Origin of the sequence: Desulfuribacillus alkaliarsenatis, assembly GCF_001730225.1 — a bacterium.
Classification (GTDB): Bacteria; Bacillota; Bacilli; order Desulfuribacillales; family Desulfuribacillaceae; genus Desulfuribacillus; species Desulfuribacillus alkaliarsenatis.
In genome coordinates, this window is sequence record NZ_MIJE01000022.1 from 1 (window position 1) to 15,265 (window position 15,265).

Below are 15,265 nucleotides of genomic sequence, written 5' to 3' on the forward strand. Positions count from 1 at the left end.
AAGCATAGTGATATGTTTAGCGGACAGATACTAATCGGTCGAGGGCTTAACCACAAGGGTTTTTAAAGAACGTAGGGAAACACAATGATATAAGCTTTTATGTCTATAGATTTAGGAAGTGTAGTTGTAAAGTCTGGTGGCGATAGCGGAGGGGACACACACGTACCCATCCCGAACACGACCGTTAAGCCCTCCAGCGCCGATGGTACTTGGGGTGAAGACCCCTGGGAGAGTAGGACGTTGCCAGGCAATGAATATCCATAAAAAGCACTTATGATAGCAAACTAGCATTGTTATCATAAGTGCTTTTTTGTACATTACAATTAGCTGCACATCATGAAAAAATTTAAAAGATAGTTTTTAGTATTTATAGAAATTACTTATGGTATATAAAATTTAATAATACAAAGAGCTAATTATTAAGAAAAAACCGTTAAAGACAGCTGAGATTGCTATTTTATGAAAAGTAGGAATGCAAAGCAATATAACATGAAAATTTTTCATTGGACGAAACTATGATGCAACTTTATTATTAGTATTGAGTTAAAAATGCTAGATTACAAAAGGGGGATTGAGAAAGTGAAAAAGACATTATATCTTACGGTTTTATTAGCTGTTTCAATTGCATTAATCTTTACAGGATGTGGACAAAGCACAACGACAAATCCTGAAGGTGAAGAAATTCCATTTAACTACATCTCGACGTCAGAGTTTAGAGCTATGATTGATGCTGGTGATCTTGAGTCAGGAAAAATTATAGCTGTTTGCTCACAAACAGAAGCAGAGTTTGCTGAATCTAGTGTTCCAGGAGCTATCGTTACACATGCAAGACCTTTAGAGACGGCAGATGACTTTGCTAAGTTAAATCCAGCTCTAGAAGCAATAAACACGTCTGATGCTAAAGTTGTAATCCTTTGTCCGCGTGGCGGTAGTGGAGCTACGAGACCGTTTGAGTATTTCATGGAAAATGGTGTAGACACTGATCGTTTACTAATTTTGCAAGGTGGAGTAGAAGCATTCGCAATAGATTACCCAGATTATGTAGTAACTCAATAGCTTAATAAGAATAATAGTGCAGTTGCTCAATTTTGAGTGACTGCCTTTGTATTTCTAAAGAACATTTACATCTCAAGTACATTGATAAAATGTATAGTACGGAGGTTGTATTTAGATAATAAGCATGATAAGAACAAATAAAAGGATTATTATCGGAGGTGCAATCATGCTATTATCTTTGCTTGCATACTTAATTGGAGAGACCAATATACCAGATACTTCATATCAAACAGTTGATATTGAACTAGCCAAAGAGCTATTAGAAAGTGGAGAATATACTTTAATTGATGTTAGATCTCAAAGCGAATATGATGACGAACATATTATTGGAGCGCATTTGATACCCTGTGAGGAGTTAGAAACAAGAATAAACGAGCTAAATAAAGACAAGAATTATATGATTATCTGTAGAAGTGGAAATAGAAGTAAAAAAGCTTGTATGATTCTTGCTGCATATGGTTTTAAAAATATTTTGAATATAGATGGTGGTATAAAAAAATGGTATAATACAAATGAGAAGGTATCCAAGCATTAACAATGGGGTACCTTTTTATAGTATATATCGTTTAAATGGATGAATTTATAAATATAATGGGATAAGGAGAATAAAAGGAAATGAAAAAATCGTTGGTGTTTTTTATTTTAATAATACTCAGTATGACGGCTATAGTGGGATGTAGCTCCGTATCATATAAAAACGTCACATCAGACCAAGCGAAAACATTACTCGAAGATAGTACTTATATTCTACTAGATGTACGTACAACAGAAGAATATAGAGATAATCATGTCCCAGGATCGATTTTAATACCTGTACAGGAATTAGAGCTACGACTAGATGAGTTAGATAAGGATAAAAAATATTTAGTACTTTGCCGAAGTGGGAACAGAAGCGTAACTGCAAGTGAGATTTTAATCGAACATGGTTTTGGGTATGTATATAATGTGATGGGAGGAATAAACCAATGGTAGGTAAAGCCAATGGCATCAAGTTTAAGTTAAGTGTATTGTTTGTTGCTGTTGCCCTAATTGTTACAGGATGCTTTGGTGAAAATAATAAAGATGTAGACGCGCAAGAAGCTAACTCGTTAATGGAAAAAGAAAATTATGTGATGATAGATGTAAGGACACCAGAGGAATTTGCAGAAGGGCACGTGCCTGGTTCAATAAATATACCTGTTGGTGAGATTGAAGAGAGACTTGATGAATTAGATAGAGATAAGAGCTACCTTATGATGTGTCGTGTGGGAGTTCGTAGCGAGCGAGCTAGAGATATACTGGTTGAGAATGGTTTTGGAAATGTCTATAATATCAAGGGTGGCATCATAGAGTGGCCCTATGAGTTAGAACAATAGGAACAAATATATAAAAGCTAATTGAAGGTGTAAAAGCATGCAAACATATAAATTTATAAGTAATAACATAGAGTCGACCTTATTGATTGGCTCGGATCTTGGTCAATTATTACAACGAGGTGATGTGATTACCTTGACTGGAGATTTGGGGGCAGGCAAGACGACGCTAACTAAAGGGATTGCGCAAGGGTTAGGCATTAATGCTCCAGTTAGCAGTCCTACATTTACTATAATTAAAGAATACCAGCAAGGTCATATACCGCTATACCATTTTGATTTATATCGCTTGGGTGAGAGCGCACTTGATGAGGATCTAGGTTATGAGGAGTATTTGTATGGTGACGGTGTCTGTGTAATTGAATGGTCACAGTTTATCGCCGAGCTATTACCAGAAGACTGTTTAAATATAACAATAAACCATAGAGGGTCAGAGGAATCAGAGCGCGAAATTCAATTCTCATTTAAAAGTCAAAGATGGGAACCAATTATAAAGGAGTTAATGAATAAATGTGGTATTTAGCCTTTGATACGTCTACGCAGGTGCTTTCTGTTGCTCTTGGCAATGATGAAAGTGTAGTAGCGGAATATACAACAAATATAAAGAGGGATCACTCATCTCGGCTTATGCCTGCAATTGAGTCGCTAATGAAGGAAGCAAACATAGCAACAAAGGATTTATCAGGAATTATTGTAGGTAAAGGACCAGGATCATATACTGGACTACGTATTGGTGTTTCGACCGCTAAAAGTATGGCCTGGGCACTTAAGATTCCATTAGCAGGAGTCTCGAGTCTTTCTCTTATAGCTAGAACTGGCAAGTATTTTGGTGGTTTGATAGTTCCTTTAATAGATGCCAGGCGTGGACAAGTATACACTGGATTATACGGTATGCAGAACGAGCAGTGGACATCAATGGAACAAGACCGAATAGTACTAATGAAAGACTGGTTAGAACATTTGCAAGCAAATTATACAGGGTACAAGCTGTTATTTGTCAGCACCGACATTGAACTATACCGTGAGATGATTGAATCTGCCTTTGATTCAGAGAAGTATAAAATAGCAAAAATGGCCAGTCAATATAGTCGTTCTGGTGAACTCTTGGAATTAGGTATACCAATGCTAGATAATAATCAAATCCAAGAATCAAAGTCATTTGCACCTGAGTATCTGCGTTTAGCAGAGGCAGAGCATAACTGGCTCAAACAACAAAGCAAACTGTAAATGGGTTGAAGAAATGGAAGCCAACAATACTACTAAAATTAAGCATGAATATATATGTCGTTATATGGAAATGCGTGACGTCGATGCTGTCCATGAAATTGAAGTGGAAGCATTTACTTTGCCTTGGAGTAGGGCAGCCTTTGTGAGTGAATTATTAGATAACCGCATGGCTAAGTATTTTGTGGTTGAGAATTCAGAAGGCTATATTGTAGCTTATGCTGGGATGTGGTTTGTTCTGGATGAGGCGCACATTACTACAATCGCAGTAAGAAAGAGCTCGCGCGGGCTAGGGCTTGGCAATCTCTTGGTAGAACGGATTATTGCAGAGACACTGGCACTTGGTGGCACACAACTGACACTTGAGGTGCGAGTTTCTAATGCTGCAGCCATAGCCATGTACGAAAAATTTGGCTTTAAAGTCCATGGATTACGAAAGAAATACTATTCTGATAATCAAGAGGATGCATTGATTATGTGGGCGGTGATTGACGGAGATGAGTAATAAAAGCATAGCTAATAAACAGCATAATTCAGTGACGATACTAGGTATTGAAACAAGCTGTGATGAAACCTCGGCAGCAGTAGTCGTCAATGGTACTGAAGAGCTGTCGAATGTGATTTCATCACAAATCGAAATTCATCGACGCTATGGTGGTGTTGTGCCTGAGGTTGCTTCACGCAGGCATATTGAGAACATTCTATACGTGATTGATGAAGCGCTAGAAAAGGCAGGGAAAGCATTAGATGATATAGACGCGATTGCCGTAACACGTGGTCCAGGGCTGGTCGGTGCTTTGCTTGTGGGTGTTTCTGCAGCGAAGGCGATTGCCTTTGCTAAGAATAAGCCGCTAATAGGAGTTCATCATATTGCTGGACATATCTATGCTAATCAGCTTATTACTGAGGTTCAGCCTCCGTACTTGAGTTTAATCGTGTCAGGTGGACATACAGAGCTTGTGCTGGTTAAGGCAGATGGTCAATACGAGATTTTAGGTCAAACCCTTGACGACGCAGTGGGAGAAGCCTTTGATAAAGTAGCACGGACCTTAGAGCTTCCTTACCCAGGGGGGCCGCAGATTGATAAATTGGCACAGCAGGGTAGTACTTCAATCGATTTTCCGAGGGCATGGTTAGAGGAAGGGTCATTAAACTTCAGCTTTAGCGGACTGAAATCGGCTGTTCTTAACTACTTAAACCAATCCAAGCAGAAAGGCATAACAATTGCTCCTGCTGACGTAGCTGCTAGCTTCCAGGCCGCAGTAGTAGATGTTTTAGTTGGAAAGACTAAGCTCGCCATGGAGCATACAGGCATGAACAAGTTGATTGTTGCTGGCGGTGTAGCGGCAAACTCTGGGCTGCGCCAAGCCCTGCAGGAAACAGCTAAGGAACAGGACTGGCAATTACATATACCACCAATCCTATACTGTACAGACAATGCTGCGATGATAGCAGCAGCAGCCTATCCTTTATACCTAAAAGATGATTTTGCTGATATGAGCTTAAATGCGACAGCGTACTTACCTTTATAGATAAGTACGCTGTTTTTCTAGCTCTAGTGCTGCTTGCTCCCATTTTTCCATTAAAGTATCAAGTTCGAATTGCTTATTAGAAAGCTCTTCCTGTAGCTTCGCCACTTCAACATGGTTATCAAAAATCTCAGGATTGCATAGCTGTTTTTCTAAGTCCTCAATCTCTACCTCGGTTGTTTGAATATCGGCTTCGAAGGAATCATATTGTTTTTGCAGCTGTCTCTCTAGATTACGACGACGTTTTAGCTCTTCATGGGTTTCCTTTTGCTGAGCCGTTTTCTGTTTGGTTTCTTCTAGCTGCTGTTTTTCCTGGTGGTTTTTCTCAAGATAATAGTCATAATTACCAAGATAAGACTTAAGCTTATCGCGGGTCATATATATTACTCTCGTAGCGATCTGATTAAGGAAATATCTATCATGGGAAATGAATATCATGGTCCCATCATAGCTTAGGAGTGCTTGTTCTAGTGCTTCCTTAGCAGGTATATCAAGATGGTTTGTCGGCTCATCTAACAACAATAGGTTATCCTGGGCTAGCATTAGCTTCGTTAGTGTCACACGGGCTTTTTCACCGCCGCTGAGGGATGAAATGTGCTTGTCTACGTCTTCGCCCACAAATAGAAATTGCGCTAATGCAGAGCGAATCTCGGTTCGCGTCATATGGGGAAAGTCATCATGCACTTCTTCGAAGACGGTATTTGTTTTGGTTAAATCAGCCTGTTCCTGGTCGTAGTATCCGATTTGTACGTTACTACCATGTGTTATTTCACCTGCTGTAGGTTTTAGTTGTTCGGCAATAAGCTTTAGTAGCGTAGACTTGCCAGTACCATTTGGCCCGATGATAGCTATGCGTTCTCCTCGCTCTATCTGTAAGTTTAAGCCTACAAATAGATAACCAGCTGATGAGTCAAAAGTGATACCCAAGTTTTTTATATCTAAGACTATGTTTCCAGTGCGCTTTTTAGCGCGAAAAGAGAAAAAAGTTTCGTTTTGTTTAGTTGGTGAATCTAGCAGCTCCATATTTTCAAGCTGCTTGCGTCGACTTTTAGCTCGTGCTGATGTAGAGGCTCGTGCAATGTTTTTTTGTATAAATTCTTGCGTTTTTGCTATTTCTTCGTGCTGCTTTAGGTATAATTGCTCCTGCTCTAATAATCGCTGTTCTTTTGTAGAAAGATAATAGTGATAAGTGCCAGGATAAGCTGTTCCTTTGTTGTTATCTATTTCATACACTACATTGATAAATGAATCTAGGAAATAACGGTCATGGGAAACAACCATAAGTGCACCTGGGAAGTCTTTAATAAACTGTTCTAACCACGTTAAGGCATCGATATCGAGATAGTTAGTAGGCTCATCGAGTAAAATAATATCAGGCTGGGACAATAATATTTTTGCTAAAGCAAGTCTCGTCTTCTGACCACCGCTACATTGGTTTATAGTCATTTCTTTATAGTTAATATCTGAAAAACCTAAACCAGCAAGTACGTTACGGATATCTGCTTCAAGCTTGTGTCCACCTGACCGTTCAAAGGCTTCCTGAAGCTCGCTGTATTCCGCCATTATGGATTCTAAAGCCTCTGGGTCATCAGTACACTTGCCCATTTCTATTTCAAGTTGTCGAAGTCGCTGCTCCTGCTCGTGTAAAGTAGCAAATACAGATAGCATCTCATCCCAAATAGTAAGACGCGAGTCTAAGCCACTATCCTGAGCTAAATAGCATAATACTTTTCCTTTGGTTATTTGCACTTCTCCACTATCTGCAGGAAGCTTGCCAGCTATAATTTTTAGAAGTGTCGATTTACCTGCTCCATTAGGACCGACGACACCAATTTTATCTTTAGCTTGAACTTGTAAGCAAACTTTGGTTAAAATAGGTGTAACACCGTAAGACTTACTTATATTAATCGTTTGTAGAATAATCAAGGGTAACACCTCTTAAAAAAGATATATTCGATAGTAATCATATCAAAGTTTATTTGCAAACAAAAGGTGGTTTTGTTGATGAGACTAGAAAAGCGTAATCTAAGAAATGAAATGCTCTTGAAACGGAAAAAGATAAAAAAAGATTTGCGCGAAAAAAAATCTCAACAAATTTTTAAGAATCTTGTAAATCTTGATGAAGTTAACGCTGCGAAGCGCATAATGGTCTATGTTGACTTTCAAGAAGAGGTTCAAACAAGGCAGTTTATTGAGTATCTGTGGTCAAAAAATATTGATGTTGTTATTCCTGTATGTAAACCTAAAAATAGACAACTAAATCCGTCTCTATTGTATAGCTTTGATGAGCTTGAACCTGGCACCTTTGGTGTTCTTGAGCCTAAGAAGGAAGCTATCAGATACGTAGATCTCGACACCATAGATATAATTATTGTACCTGGACTAGCATTTGACCGACATGGTGGTAGGATTGGTTATGGTGCAGGTTATTATGACCGCTTTTTCGAGCGCACTCCTAATGCTCAGGTCATTGGTATCGCATATGATGAGCAGTTGGTTATGAAAATACCGATGGAGGATCATGACAAGCGTATTCCATTGATTATTACGGATAAAGAATTTATACAAGCTAAATATTTTTTGTAGGTTATTAGACAAAATAACCCCTGCATATGAATGTTATAACTTCAAATATAGGGGGGCAGGGAAATGTAATGAAAAAGTCCTGTCAGGTTTGTCAACGAGCTGGCAAAACGTCATCAAGCTATATCACGCGTCAAACACTTAAGGTTCGATTATACAGAATTCGTGTTGAAGTATCTGAAGGTTCACAAATAATTTTAGTGTGTACTAAATGTTTACAGAGGCAGCAACTGAATGGACGGACAATTAGCGGATATGATAGGGCTGTGAGCGCGACGTAAGTCGTGCTTCTAGCTTTTAATAACACATAGAAATTTATAATAAAGATTTAAGATAGAATAGGCACTTATACTAGGGGGAAAAGCAATGAATATTAAAGAGTTAAAGTTGGACAAGACGGAAGAGCTTGAAGTAATTCGCATTAAGGACGGAGAGGAACCAGATCCGTTTGATGACCAGCTAGCAGTAGAATACCCTGTTACCATCTTTTTTAATGACCAGGAGTTAGTAACACTGTTGTGTACACCGACCTATTTAGAGGAATTAGCTATTGGTTTTTTAAATTCTGAGGGTATGATTCGCTCTTATGACGATATAGCCTCTGTCGAGCTGGACTCAGAAAAAGGACTTATTTATGTCAAAACAAAAAAGAAAAAAGCATTGACGGAGAAGTTGTTTGCAAAGCGGACAATTACTTCTGGTTGCGGAAAAGGTACAATTTTTTACAACGTACTTGACTCCATGCGCGCGAATAAAATAGAGCGCCCTCTAGATATCACCTCTGAACAAGTAACGTCTCTTATGACGGAGCTACAACAGAACTCAATGATGTTCAAGGAAACTGGTGGTAATCACGCGTCCTCACTGTGTGATCCGACAGGAATGGTCGTTTATCATGAAGATATAGGCAGGCATAATGCAGTAGATAAAATTGTCGGCCATTGTGTAAAGCATAATATTAATATTGAGAACAAAGTGTTAGTTACAAGTGGACGAGTTTCTTCAGAAATACTTTTGAAGGTTGCTAAATTAGATATTCCAATGATTATTTCAAAATCAGCTCCAACTACCCTTTCTGTACGCTTGGCTAGAGAACTTGGCCTAACCCTAGTGGGATTTGTGCGTGGCCGCCGTTTCAACATCTATGCTAACGGTTGGAGGCTTACAGATGTACATGTAACTGACCACGATTCAATAAAAATTAAAGAAAGTATCCTTGACGAGATTAATAAACAAGTAGAAGATAAAGAGGAATAGGAAAGAGAATACGAATCAGTCATAACGAAAGGTATAATAGAGTTAATATGAGGTGCTAATATGCTTAATGGAGTTATATTATCTGGCGGTTTAAGTAAACGGATGGGACAAGATAAGGGTTTGCTTATGCTTGATGGTAAAACAACGGTAGAACGCTTGTATGAAAAAATTGCACCCCTTTGTCAAAGGGTGATTCTAGTTACTAATAAGCCCGATTCATATAGAAGCTTACTTAATAAAATGCCAAAGGCTACAATTATCACAGACGAAATCAAGCAATTAGGTCCACTAAGTGGAATTCACGCTGCCTTAGGTGAAACGGATATGGACTACAATCTAGTAATCGCCTGCGATATGCCCCTTGCTAATCCAGAGTGTTTTCTAAGCTTTGCAAAAAATCAGTTAGACTCAAAAAATGAGCTAATAATTGCCCGTACAGCTGATGGTAGACTGCAGCCCTTACATGCGATTTATCACAAAAGCTGCCGTAGCCAGATTGAACAAATGCTAACTAGTAATAATCTGCGAATTAGTTCCTTAGTTGATTATGTCACTAGTAAAATAATAGAAATTCCTACAAAAGAGCAAGAAATGTTTATGAACATGAACACCCCTGAAGAGTACAACGCGGCACTGGCTAGCACCAAATAACTAGTGAATAATATGAACAGAATTAGAAACATGCTTGTTTTTATTGTAATCCTATTGTAAAATAAATATCATAACTGCATGTCTCCGAGCTCTTTTGCCTAAGGTTTACTACGGTAAATTTGCCGATAGGGTTATACTGGAAACGGTATAGCCTCCCCATTGGAAAGGAGATACGGATGTAAGTAAGATACCCGTATATCCTTTGGGTATCTTTTTTTGTACTTATTACTTAGTTTTTGTACTTAATAGAAATAGAGAGGAGTATTCTCATGACTGCATTAATCGATAAGTTTGGTCGTAAGCATGACTACATGAGAATTGCCGTAACTGACAGATGTAATCTGCGTTGTCAATATTGCATGCCCGAGGAAGGGGTAAAAGCCCTAAATCATGTCAATATTCTAAGCTTTGAGGAAATTCTTTCTGTCGTAAAAGTTGCAGCAAGTTTAGGGGTTAGAAAAATCCGCTTAACGGGCGGAGAGCCACTAGTACGCAAGGATTTAGAAAAATTGATTTTTATGATTTCGCAGGTAGAGGGTATTGAAGATATAGCGATGACTACTAATGCTATCCACCTAGCAGAGCGTATTGATGACCTACAAGCCGCAGGCTTAAATCGCGTAAACATAAGCCTAGATTCATTAAACGCTGATAAATTCCGTGAGCTGACACGGGGTGGTGACCTTGATAAGGTATTAAAAGGCGTTGAAGCGGCAATCGATAGAGGTTTAGAACCAGTGAAGGTGAATGCTGTCGTTATCAAAGGCTTTAATGACGATGAAATAGCAGACTTTATCCGTTGGACTATTGATACACCAATTCAAATGCGTTTTATAGAATATATGCCAATTGGAGATTCGTTAGTTTGGAAGGACGGTTATTTTCCGCTTGAAGAAGTCCGTAAAATTGCCGAATCAATAGCTCCAGTTATCGACGTAGTAGGTGTTAAAGGTAATGGGCCAGCGAGTGTATTTAAGCTTGCAGGTGCAGCAGGTACAGTTGGTATTATCCACCCAGTAAGTCAGCATTTTTGTTCAAGTTGTAACCGTTTGCGCTTAACGGCAGATGGTAAGCTTAAGCCTTGTTTATTCTGGCAGAAAGAGGTTGATATTCGCCCGTATATCCATGACGAACAGCAGTTAGATAATGTATTTAGAGATGTATTAAATTTAAAAGAGGAAAAGCACCAAATGACAGAGGAGCTGCAGGGAGAGAAAAGAACAGTTCGAAAAATGTCGCAAATTGGTGGATAAAGTTTATAGCTGGAAAGGGGATAAATAATGGAATTAACGCATTTTAACGAGCAGGGTAGAGCAAAGATGGTAGACGTTTCCGAGAAGAAAACTACTAAACGCACAGCTACAGTCAGTGGCAAAGTCATCATGAAACCAGAAACCCTAGCGCGCATTAAAGAAGGTAAAATAGCAAAGGGAGATGTTCTTGCAGTAGCACAGGTTGCAGGGGTTATGGCTGCAAAGAAGACATCAGATCTTATACCAATGTGTCACCCATTAGCTTTAACAAGTGTAGATATATCCTTTGATACAGATAAAATAGAAAACACCATATACCTGGAAGCGACGGTAAGTACTCTAGGTGTAACGGGAGTAGAGATGGAAGCACTAACGGCAGCATCAGTTACAGCATTGACTATTTATGATATGTGCAAAGCAATTGATAAAGATATGGTCATTACAGATATTCAGCTAGAAACTAAAACTGGTGGTAAGAGTGGAGACTATTACCGAGGAGAGGGGAAATAGTAATGCAAAGAGGGAAAATTAAAGCTATTTCAATAAGTGATCGTAAAGGTATGCGTAAGACAAACGTAGAGCAGGTAGAAATTCGTCCAGACCATGGAATCGTAACTGATGCTCATGCAGGTGACTGGCATCGTCAGTTGAGCTTACTAGCCCAAGAGAGTATTGAAAAGATGGTAGAGATGGGCTTGACTGTTAAGGCTGGGGACTTTGCAGAAAATATTACTACAGAAGGCGTTGACCTATTAGCGATGCCTGTAGGTACTCGTGTGCGTATGGGTGAGACGATTGTAGAGATTACGCAAATAGGTAAAGAGTGCCACACCCGTTGTGCGATTTACTACCAGGCTGGAGACTGTGTAATGCCGAAGGAAGGTATTTTTGCGATTGTACTTAAAGGCGGAGTACTTCATGTCGGCGACGAAGTAGAGGAATTACCAGCAGACTACCTACGTGTAGGTGTTTTAACCGCAAGTGATAAAGGATCTAAAGGTGAGCGTGAAGATCAAAGTGGCCAGGTTATTAAAGACATGATTGCTAAAATAGGCGGCCAAGTTGAGAAATATGATGTGGTTGCTGATGAGCAGGAAATCCTTGCTAATACTATTAAACAGTGGGTTGACGAAGATAAGCTTGATCTAATCTTAACCACTGGCGGAACAGGGTTAGGGCCAAGGGATGTAACTCCAGACGCAACATTAGAGATAATCGAAAAGCAAATCCCTGGCATAGCTGAAGTAATGCGTATGCGTTCACTAGAAAAGACAGATCGTGCCATGTTGTCTCGTGCAGTAGCAGGAACTAGAGCTCAAGCAATGATAATTAATCTACCAGGTAGTCCTAAGGCCGTTGAGGAGTGCCTAGAATCTATTATTGATACATTGTCCCATGGAATTAGAATTTTACAAGGGAAAACGGGAGAATGTGCTAGAAAGTAGAAAATTGCTAGAAAGTAGCTAGGAATAAGCTAGAAAGTAGGGAAGCAATTGCGTGAGATAAAAACAAAGGACGCTATTGGACAGGTATTAGCCCATGATTTGACGAAAATCGTTCCTGGAAGATTTAAAGGTCGTGCCTTTAAAAAAGGCCACATCATTCGTCAGGGTGATGTTGAAGAGCTACTGTCCATGGGTAAAGAACATATCTATATTTTAGAAATAAAAGAAGGACAGCTTCATGAGGATGATGCGGCAATGCGTTTAGCTAATTGCCTAAAGGGACCAAATATTGAGCTGTCTGAGACATCTGAGGGTAAGGTTAATATTTTAGCAGGTATAAATGGGCTGTTAAAAATTAACCGCGAAGCAATTATCGCCATGAATACGGTTCCAGATATTGCGATTGCAACACTCCATAGTAATCGAGTAGTTAAGCAGGGGGAAAAGCTTGCTGGAACCCGCGCTGTACCGTTGGTTATAGAAGAAGAAAAGATAAGAACCGTCGAGACAATCGCCGACAACTTTGCACCAGTAATTTCTGTTATGCCGATTCGTTCTTTAAAGATAGGGATAATAACTACAGGCTCAGAGGTGTATAAGGGACGTATTCCAGATAAATTTGGCCCAGTGGTCAAGCGTAAAGTTGAAGCATTAGGCTCCAAGGTCATTGATCAAATCTTTGTACCTGACGATGTCAAGGAAATCCAGTCTGCAGTTAATAAATTAATCGATGTCGGTGCGGAGCTGATTATTACGACTGGAGGCATGAGTGTTGATCCTGATGACCGTACTCCAGGTGCTATTAAAGGCTTAGGAGCTGAACTAATCACATATGGAACCCCTGTATTGCCTGGGTCGATGCTATTACTTGCATATCATCGAGGAATACCAGTAATGGGCTTGCCTGGCTGTGTTATGTATGAAAAGTCAACGTCCTTTGATCTTATATTACCAAGGGTTTTAGCAAACGACCCAGTAAATCGCGAAGATATTGCTGAGTTAGGCTATGGTGGTTTGTGTACGACTTGTGATCCGTGCGTGTATCCACACTGCTCATTTGGTAAATAGGACAATAGAGGAGTTAATAGGATGTATAAACAATATATTTCTGTTGATGAAGCATTACAAGAAATCATTAACCACACACCGAGGGCAAATACGGAAATAGTTCCATTGGATCAAGCTGTTGGACGTGTCTTAGCTCGGGATGTTGTTGCGGACACACCTGTGCCATCCTTTGCTAAATCACCCTTAGATGGCTTTGCGGTACGTTTTGAAGATGTAAAAACAGCAACAAAGGAGAATCCCGTAGCGCTTACTGTGGTTGAAGAAATCCCAGCTGGTCACCTACCTAAAGTGACATTAACTTTAGGTCAAGCAGCTCGTATCATGACAGGTGCCCCATTACCAGAGGGTGCTGACACAATTATTAAGTTTGAAGACACATCATTAGTAATGTCAGAGAAACAACACTACGAAGCATGTGGTGATAAAGTCACGATATTCAATGTCCCTAAATCAGCTGGTAATTACGCTGAAATTGGAGAGGATATTAATAAGGGTGATGTCATTCTAAATGCAGGATGTGTTATAGAGCCCGCTGTGATTGCTGTACTGGCTACCTTTGGCTATGCCCATGTAGCAGTTTACACTCGTCCATCAGCGATAGTATTTGCAAGTGGTGATGAGCTGGTTAATGTAGATGATGATCCTATGCCAGGTAAGATTCGCAATAGTAATAGCCCAAGTATAGCAGCGCAATTACAGCTTTGGGGTGCTAATGTAGATGTAGGCAAGATTGTACAAGACCAAGAAGAAATCATTGCTGCCACACTAATACACGCGTTACAGCGTTATCAATTAGTTGTTACTACTGGCGGTGTTTCTGTAGGTGATTATGATGTGATGAAGGACGTTTTTCAGAAGATAGGTGCGGAAATTATCTTTTGGCGTGTCAATATGAGACCTGGAACACCAATGGTAGTTGCGAAATGGGATGATAAGCTGATTATTGGACTTTCAGGAAATCCTTCCGCTGCTTACATTAGCTGTGAATTGTTCGTCAGAGCCTATGTATATAAAATGCAGGGGCGCTTTGACTTCTGGCGTGAGCCTGTGACTGCAACGTTGGTTGAAGATGTCGGCAAAGCAGTTAATCAAGATAGATACCTAAGAGCAGTTGCAAATATAAATCAGGCGGGTAATTTAGTGGTAAAACCACTGGCAAAACAAAAGTCGGGCATATTAGGTAATATGATAGATGCAAATGCATTAGTATATGTTCCAGCAGACGATAATAAAATCTATAAAGGCGATCAAGTCAAAGTGATTTTACTAAAAGCGCCGAAGGGAGAGTCTGTTAATGACTGAGCCCATCTGCCATAAGGATGGTATACCGATTTTCTCTTTTGCTGGATTTTCTAATAGTGGCAAGACAACTTTAATGTGTAAGATTGTTAGCGCACTCAAGGATAAGGGTTATCGTGTGGCGACGGTTAAGCACGATGGACACGATTTTTCAATGGATCAGCAAGGCAAGGATACCTGGAAGCATCGTGAGGCTGGAGCGGATGTTGTGGCAATCACCTCTGCTAGTAAAGTTGCCATCATAGATTATCGAGCATATGAAAGAGAAAAACAATTGCTACAGGTTCTTTCCTATATTGAAAATGTTGATATTATATTAGTAGAAGGATTCAAAAATGTGCCGATGCCTAAGATATTCGTAGTTCGTGAGCAACAACAGCTCGAACAAATGGACAAAATACCGATGATCGAAGGAGTTGCCACAGATTTTTTGCTTGAACAGCAAAGGCTACCAGTGTATGATATAAATAATGTACAAGCAATGGCAGAGTATATTATTAAACGTTGTAATTTAGCATAGAATGATACAGCGGATATCCAATGGACTT

Annotated in this window: 19 protein-coding genes, 1 rRNA gene and 1 riboswitch; of the genes, 19 read left to right on the forward strand and 1 reads right to left on the reverse strand. The window is 39.6% G+C overall.

What is annotated here, in order from left to right; all coding sequences use genetic code 11:
• The first annotated feature begins 132 nt into the window (after positions 1 to 132).
• From rrf to tsaD, 9 genes are all read left to right on the forward strand, one after another.
• Positions 133 to 249: ribosomal RNA gene (gene rrf, locus BHF68_RS07325) — 5S ribosomal RNA — on the forward strand.
• Positions 250 to 579: 330 nt separating this feature from the next.
• The gene (locus tag BHF68_RS07330; protein WP_069643005.1) at positions 580 to 1,056 is read left to right on the forward strand and encodes a rhodanese-like domain-containing protein; all 477 of its coding nucleotides are present in this window, start codon (positions 580 to 582) and stop codon (positions 1,054 to 1,056) included.
• A gap of 166 nt (positions 1,057 to 1,222) precedes the next feature.
• Positions 1,223 to 1,591 carry a rhodanese-like domain-containing protein gene (locus BHF68_RS07335; RefSeq protein ID WP_176719898.1) on the forward strand — a complete coding sequence of 123 codons (369 nt, stop codon included), beginning with the start codon at positions 1,223 to 1,225 and terminating at the stop codon, positions 1,589 to 1,591.
• Between the two features lie 80 nt (positions 1,592 to 1,671).
• Positions 1,672 to 2,028, forward strand: a complete 357-nt coding sequence (locus BHF68_RS07340) for a rhodanese-like domain-containing protein (protein ID WP_069643006.1) — start codon at positions 1,672 to 1,674, stop codon at positions 2,026 to 2,028.
• On the forward strand, positions 2,022 to 2,411 hold the full coding sequence (locus tag BHF68_RS07345; protein ID WP_069643007.1) for a rhodanese-like domain-containing protein: 390 nt from the start codon (positions 2,022 to 2,024) through the stop codon (positions 2,409 to 2,411). The genes BHF68_RS07340 and BHF68_RS07345 overlap by 7 nt, the downstream gene beginning before the upstream one ends.
• Positions 2,412 to 2,448: 37 nt before the next feature.
• Positions 2,449 to 2,931: a tRNA (adenosine(37)-N6)-threonylcarbamoyltransferase complex ATPase subunit type 1 TsaE gene (tsaE, locus tag BHF68_RS07350; RefSeq protein ID WP_069643008.1), complete on the forward strand. Its 483-nt coding sequence runs from the start codon at positions 2,449 to 2,451 to the stop codon at positions 2,929 to 2,931.
• A complete protein-coding gene (gene tsaB / locus BHF68_RS07355) occupies positions 2,919 to 3,635 on the forward strand; it encodes a tRNA (adenosine(37)-N6)-threonylcarbamoyltransferase complex dimerization subunit type 1 TsaB (RefSeq protein ID WP_069643009.1) in 717 nt (238 codons plus the stop codon). The genes tsaE and tsaB overlap by 13 nt, the downstream gene beginning before the upstream one ends.
• A 13-nt stretch (positions 3,636 to 3,648) precedes the next feature.
• Positions 3,649 to 4,137: a ribosomal protein S18-alanine N-acetyltransferase gene (rimI, locus tag BHF68_RS07360; protein WP_069643010.1), complete on the forward strand. Its 489-nt coding sequence runs from the start codon at positions 3,649 to 3,651 to the stop codon at positions 4,135 to 4,137.
• Complete coding sequence (tsaD, locus tag BHF68_RS07365; RefSeq protein WP_069643011.1) at positions 4,130 to 5,164, forward strand: tRNA (adenosine(37)-N6)-threonylcarbamoyltransferase complex transferase subunit TsaD; 1,035 nt, start codon at positions 4,130 to 4,132, stop codon at positions 5,162 to 5,164. Before rimI ends, tsaD begins: the two co-directional genes overlap by 8 nt.
• Here tsaD and BHF68_RS07370 read toward each other — a convergent pair.
• Positions 5,159 to 7,087 carry an ABC-F family ATP-binding cassette domain-containing protein gene (locus BHF68_RS07370; protein ID WP_069643012.1) on the reverse strand — a complete coding sequence of 643 codons (1,929 nt, stop codon included), beginning with the start codon at positions 7,085 to 7,087 and terminating at the stop codon, positions 5,159 to 5,161. The genes tsaD and BHF68_RS07370 overlap by 6 nt on opposite strands.
• A gap of 78 nt (positions 7,088 to 7,165) precedes the next feature.
• Here BHF68_RS07370 and BHF68_RS07375 point away from each other — a divergent pair, with 78 nt between their 5' ends.
• From BHF68_RS07375 to mobB, 10 genes are all read left to right on the forward strand, one after another.
• Positions 7,166 to 7,747: a 5-formyltetrahydrofolate cyclo-ligase gene (locus BHF68_RS07375; protein ID WP_069643013.1), complete on the forward strand. Its 582-nt coding sequence runs from the start codon at positions 7,166 to 7,168 to the stop codon at positions 7,745 to 7,747.
• Positions 7,748 to 7,815: 68 nt separating this feature from the next.
• Positions 7,816 to 8,025: a hypothetical protein gene (locus tag BHF68_RS15230; RefSeq protein ID WP_141706250.1), complete on the forward strand. Its 210-nt coding sequence runs from the start codon at positions 7,816 to 7,818 to the stop codon at positions 8,023 to 8,025.
• Between the two features lie 85 nt (positions 8,026 to 8,110).
• Entirely contained in the window at positions 8,111 to 9,001 is an 891-nt protein-coding gene (gene fdhD / locus BHF68_RS07380; RefSeq protein ID WP_218070333.1) for a formate dehydrogenase accessory sulfurtransferase FdhD, read from the forward strand.
• Positions 9,002 to 9,061: 60 nt separating this feature from the next.
• Entirely contained in the window at positions 9,062 to 9,652 is a 591-nt protein-coding gene (gene mobA / locus BHF68_RS07385; protein ID WP_069643014.1) for a molybdenum cofactor guanylyltransferase, read from the forward strand.
• Between the two features lie 70 nt (positions 9,653 to 9,722).
• A riboswitch (molybdenum cofactor riboswitch) is annotated at positions 9,723 to 9,838 on the forward strand.
• Between the two features lie 83 nt (positions 9,839 to 9,921).
• On the forward strand, positions 9,922 to 10,905 hold the full coding sequence (moaA, locus tag BHF68_RS07390) for a GTP 3',8-cyclase MoaA (RefSeq protein WP_069643015.1): 984 nt from the start codon (positions 9,922 to 9,924) through the stop codon (positions 10,903 to 10,905).
• A 27-nt stretch (positions 10,906 to 10,932) separates the two neighbouring features.
• Positions 10,933 to 11,415, forward strand: coding sequence for a cyclic pyranopterin monophosphate synthase MoaC (gene moaC / locus BHF68_RS07395; protein WP_069643016.1), 483 nt, complete (start codon positions 10,933 to 10,935; stop codon positions 11,413 to 11,415).
• 2 nt (positions 11,416 to 11,417) lie between these two features.
• Positions 11,418 to 12,350 (forward strand): MOSC domain-containing protein, encoded by a 933-nt coding sequence (locus BHF68_RS15630; RefSeq protein ID WP_069643017.1) that lies wholly within the window; start codon positions 11,418 to 11,420, stop codon positions 12,348 to 12,350.
• 48 nt (positions 12,351 to 12,398) lie between these two features.
• Positions 12,399 to 13,418 carry a molybdopterin-binding protein gene (locus BHF68_RS07405; protein ID WP_069643018.1) on the forward strand — a complete coding sequence of 340 codons (1,020 nt, stop codon included), beginning with the start codon at positions 12,399 to 12,401 and terminating at the stop codon, positions 13,416 to 13,418.
• Positions 13,419 to 13,439: 21 nt separating this feature from the next.
• Positions 13,440 to 14,720: a molybdopterin molybdotransferase MoeA gene (locus BHF68_RS07410; RefSeq protein ID WP_069643019.1), complete on the forward strand. Its 1,281-nt coding sequence runs from the start codon at positions 13,440 to 13,442 to the stop codon at positions 14,718 to 14,720.
• Positions 14,713 to 15,237 (forward strand): molybdopterin-guanine dinucleotide biosynthesis protein B, encoded by a 525-nt coding sequence (gene mobB, locus BHF68_RS07415; RefSeq protein WP_069643020.1) that lies wholly within the window; start codon positions 14,713 to 14,715, stop codon positions 15,235 to 15,237. Before BHF68_RS07410 ends, mobB begins: the two co-directional genes overlap by 8 nt.
• The last annotated feature ends 28 nt before the right edge of the window (positions 15,238 to 15,265 follow it).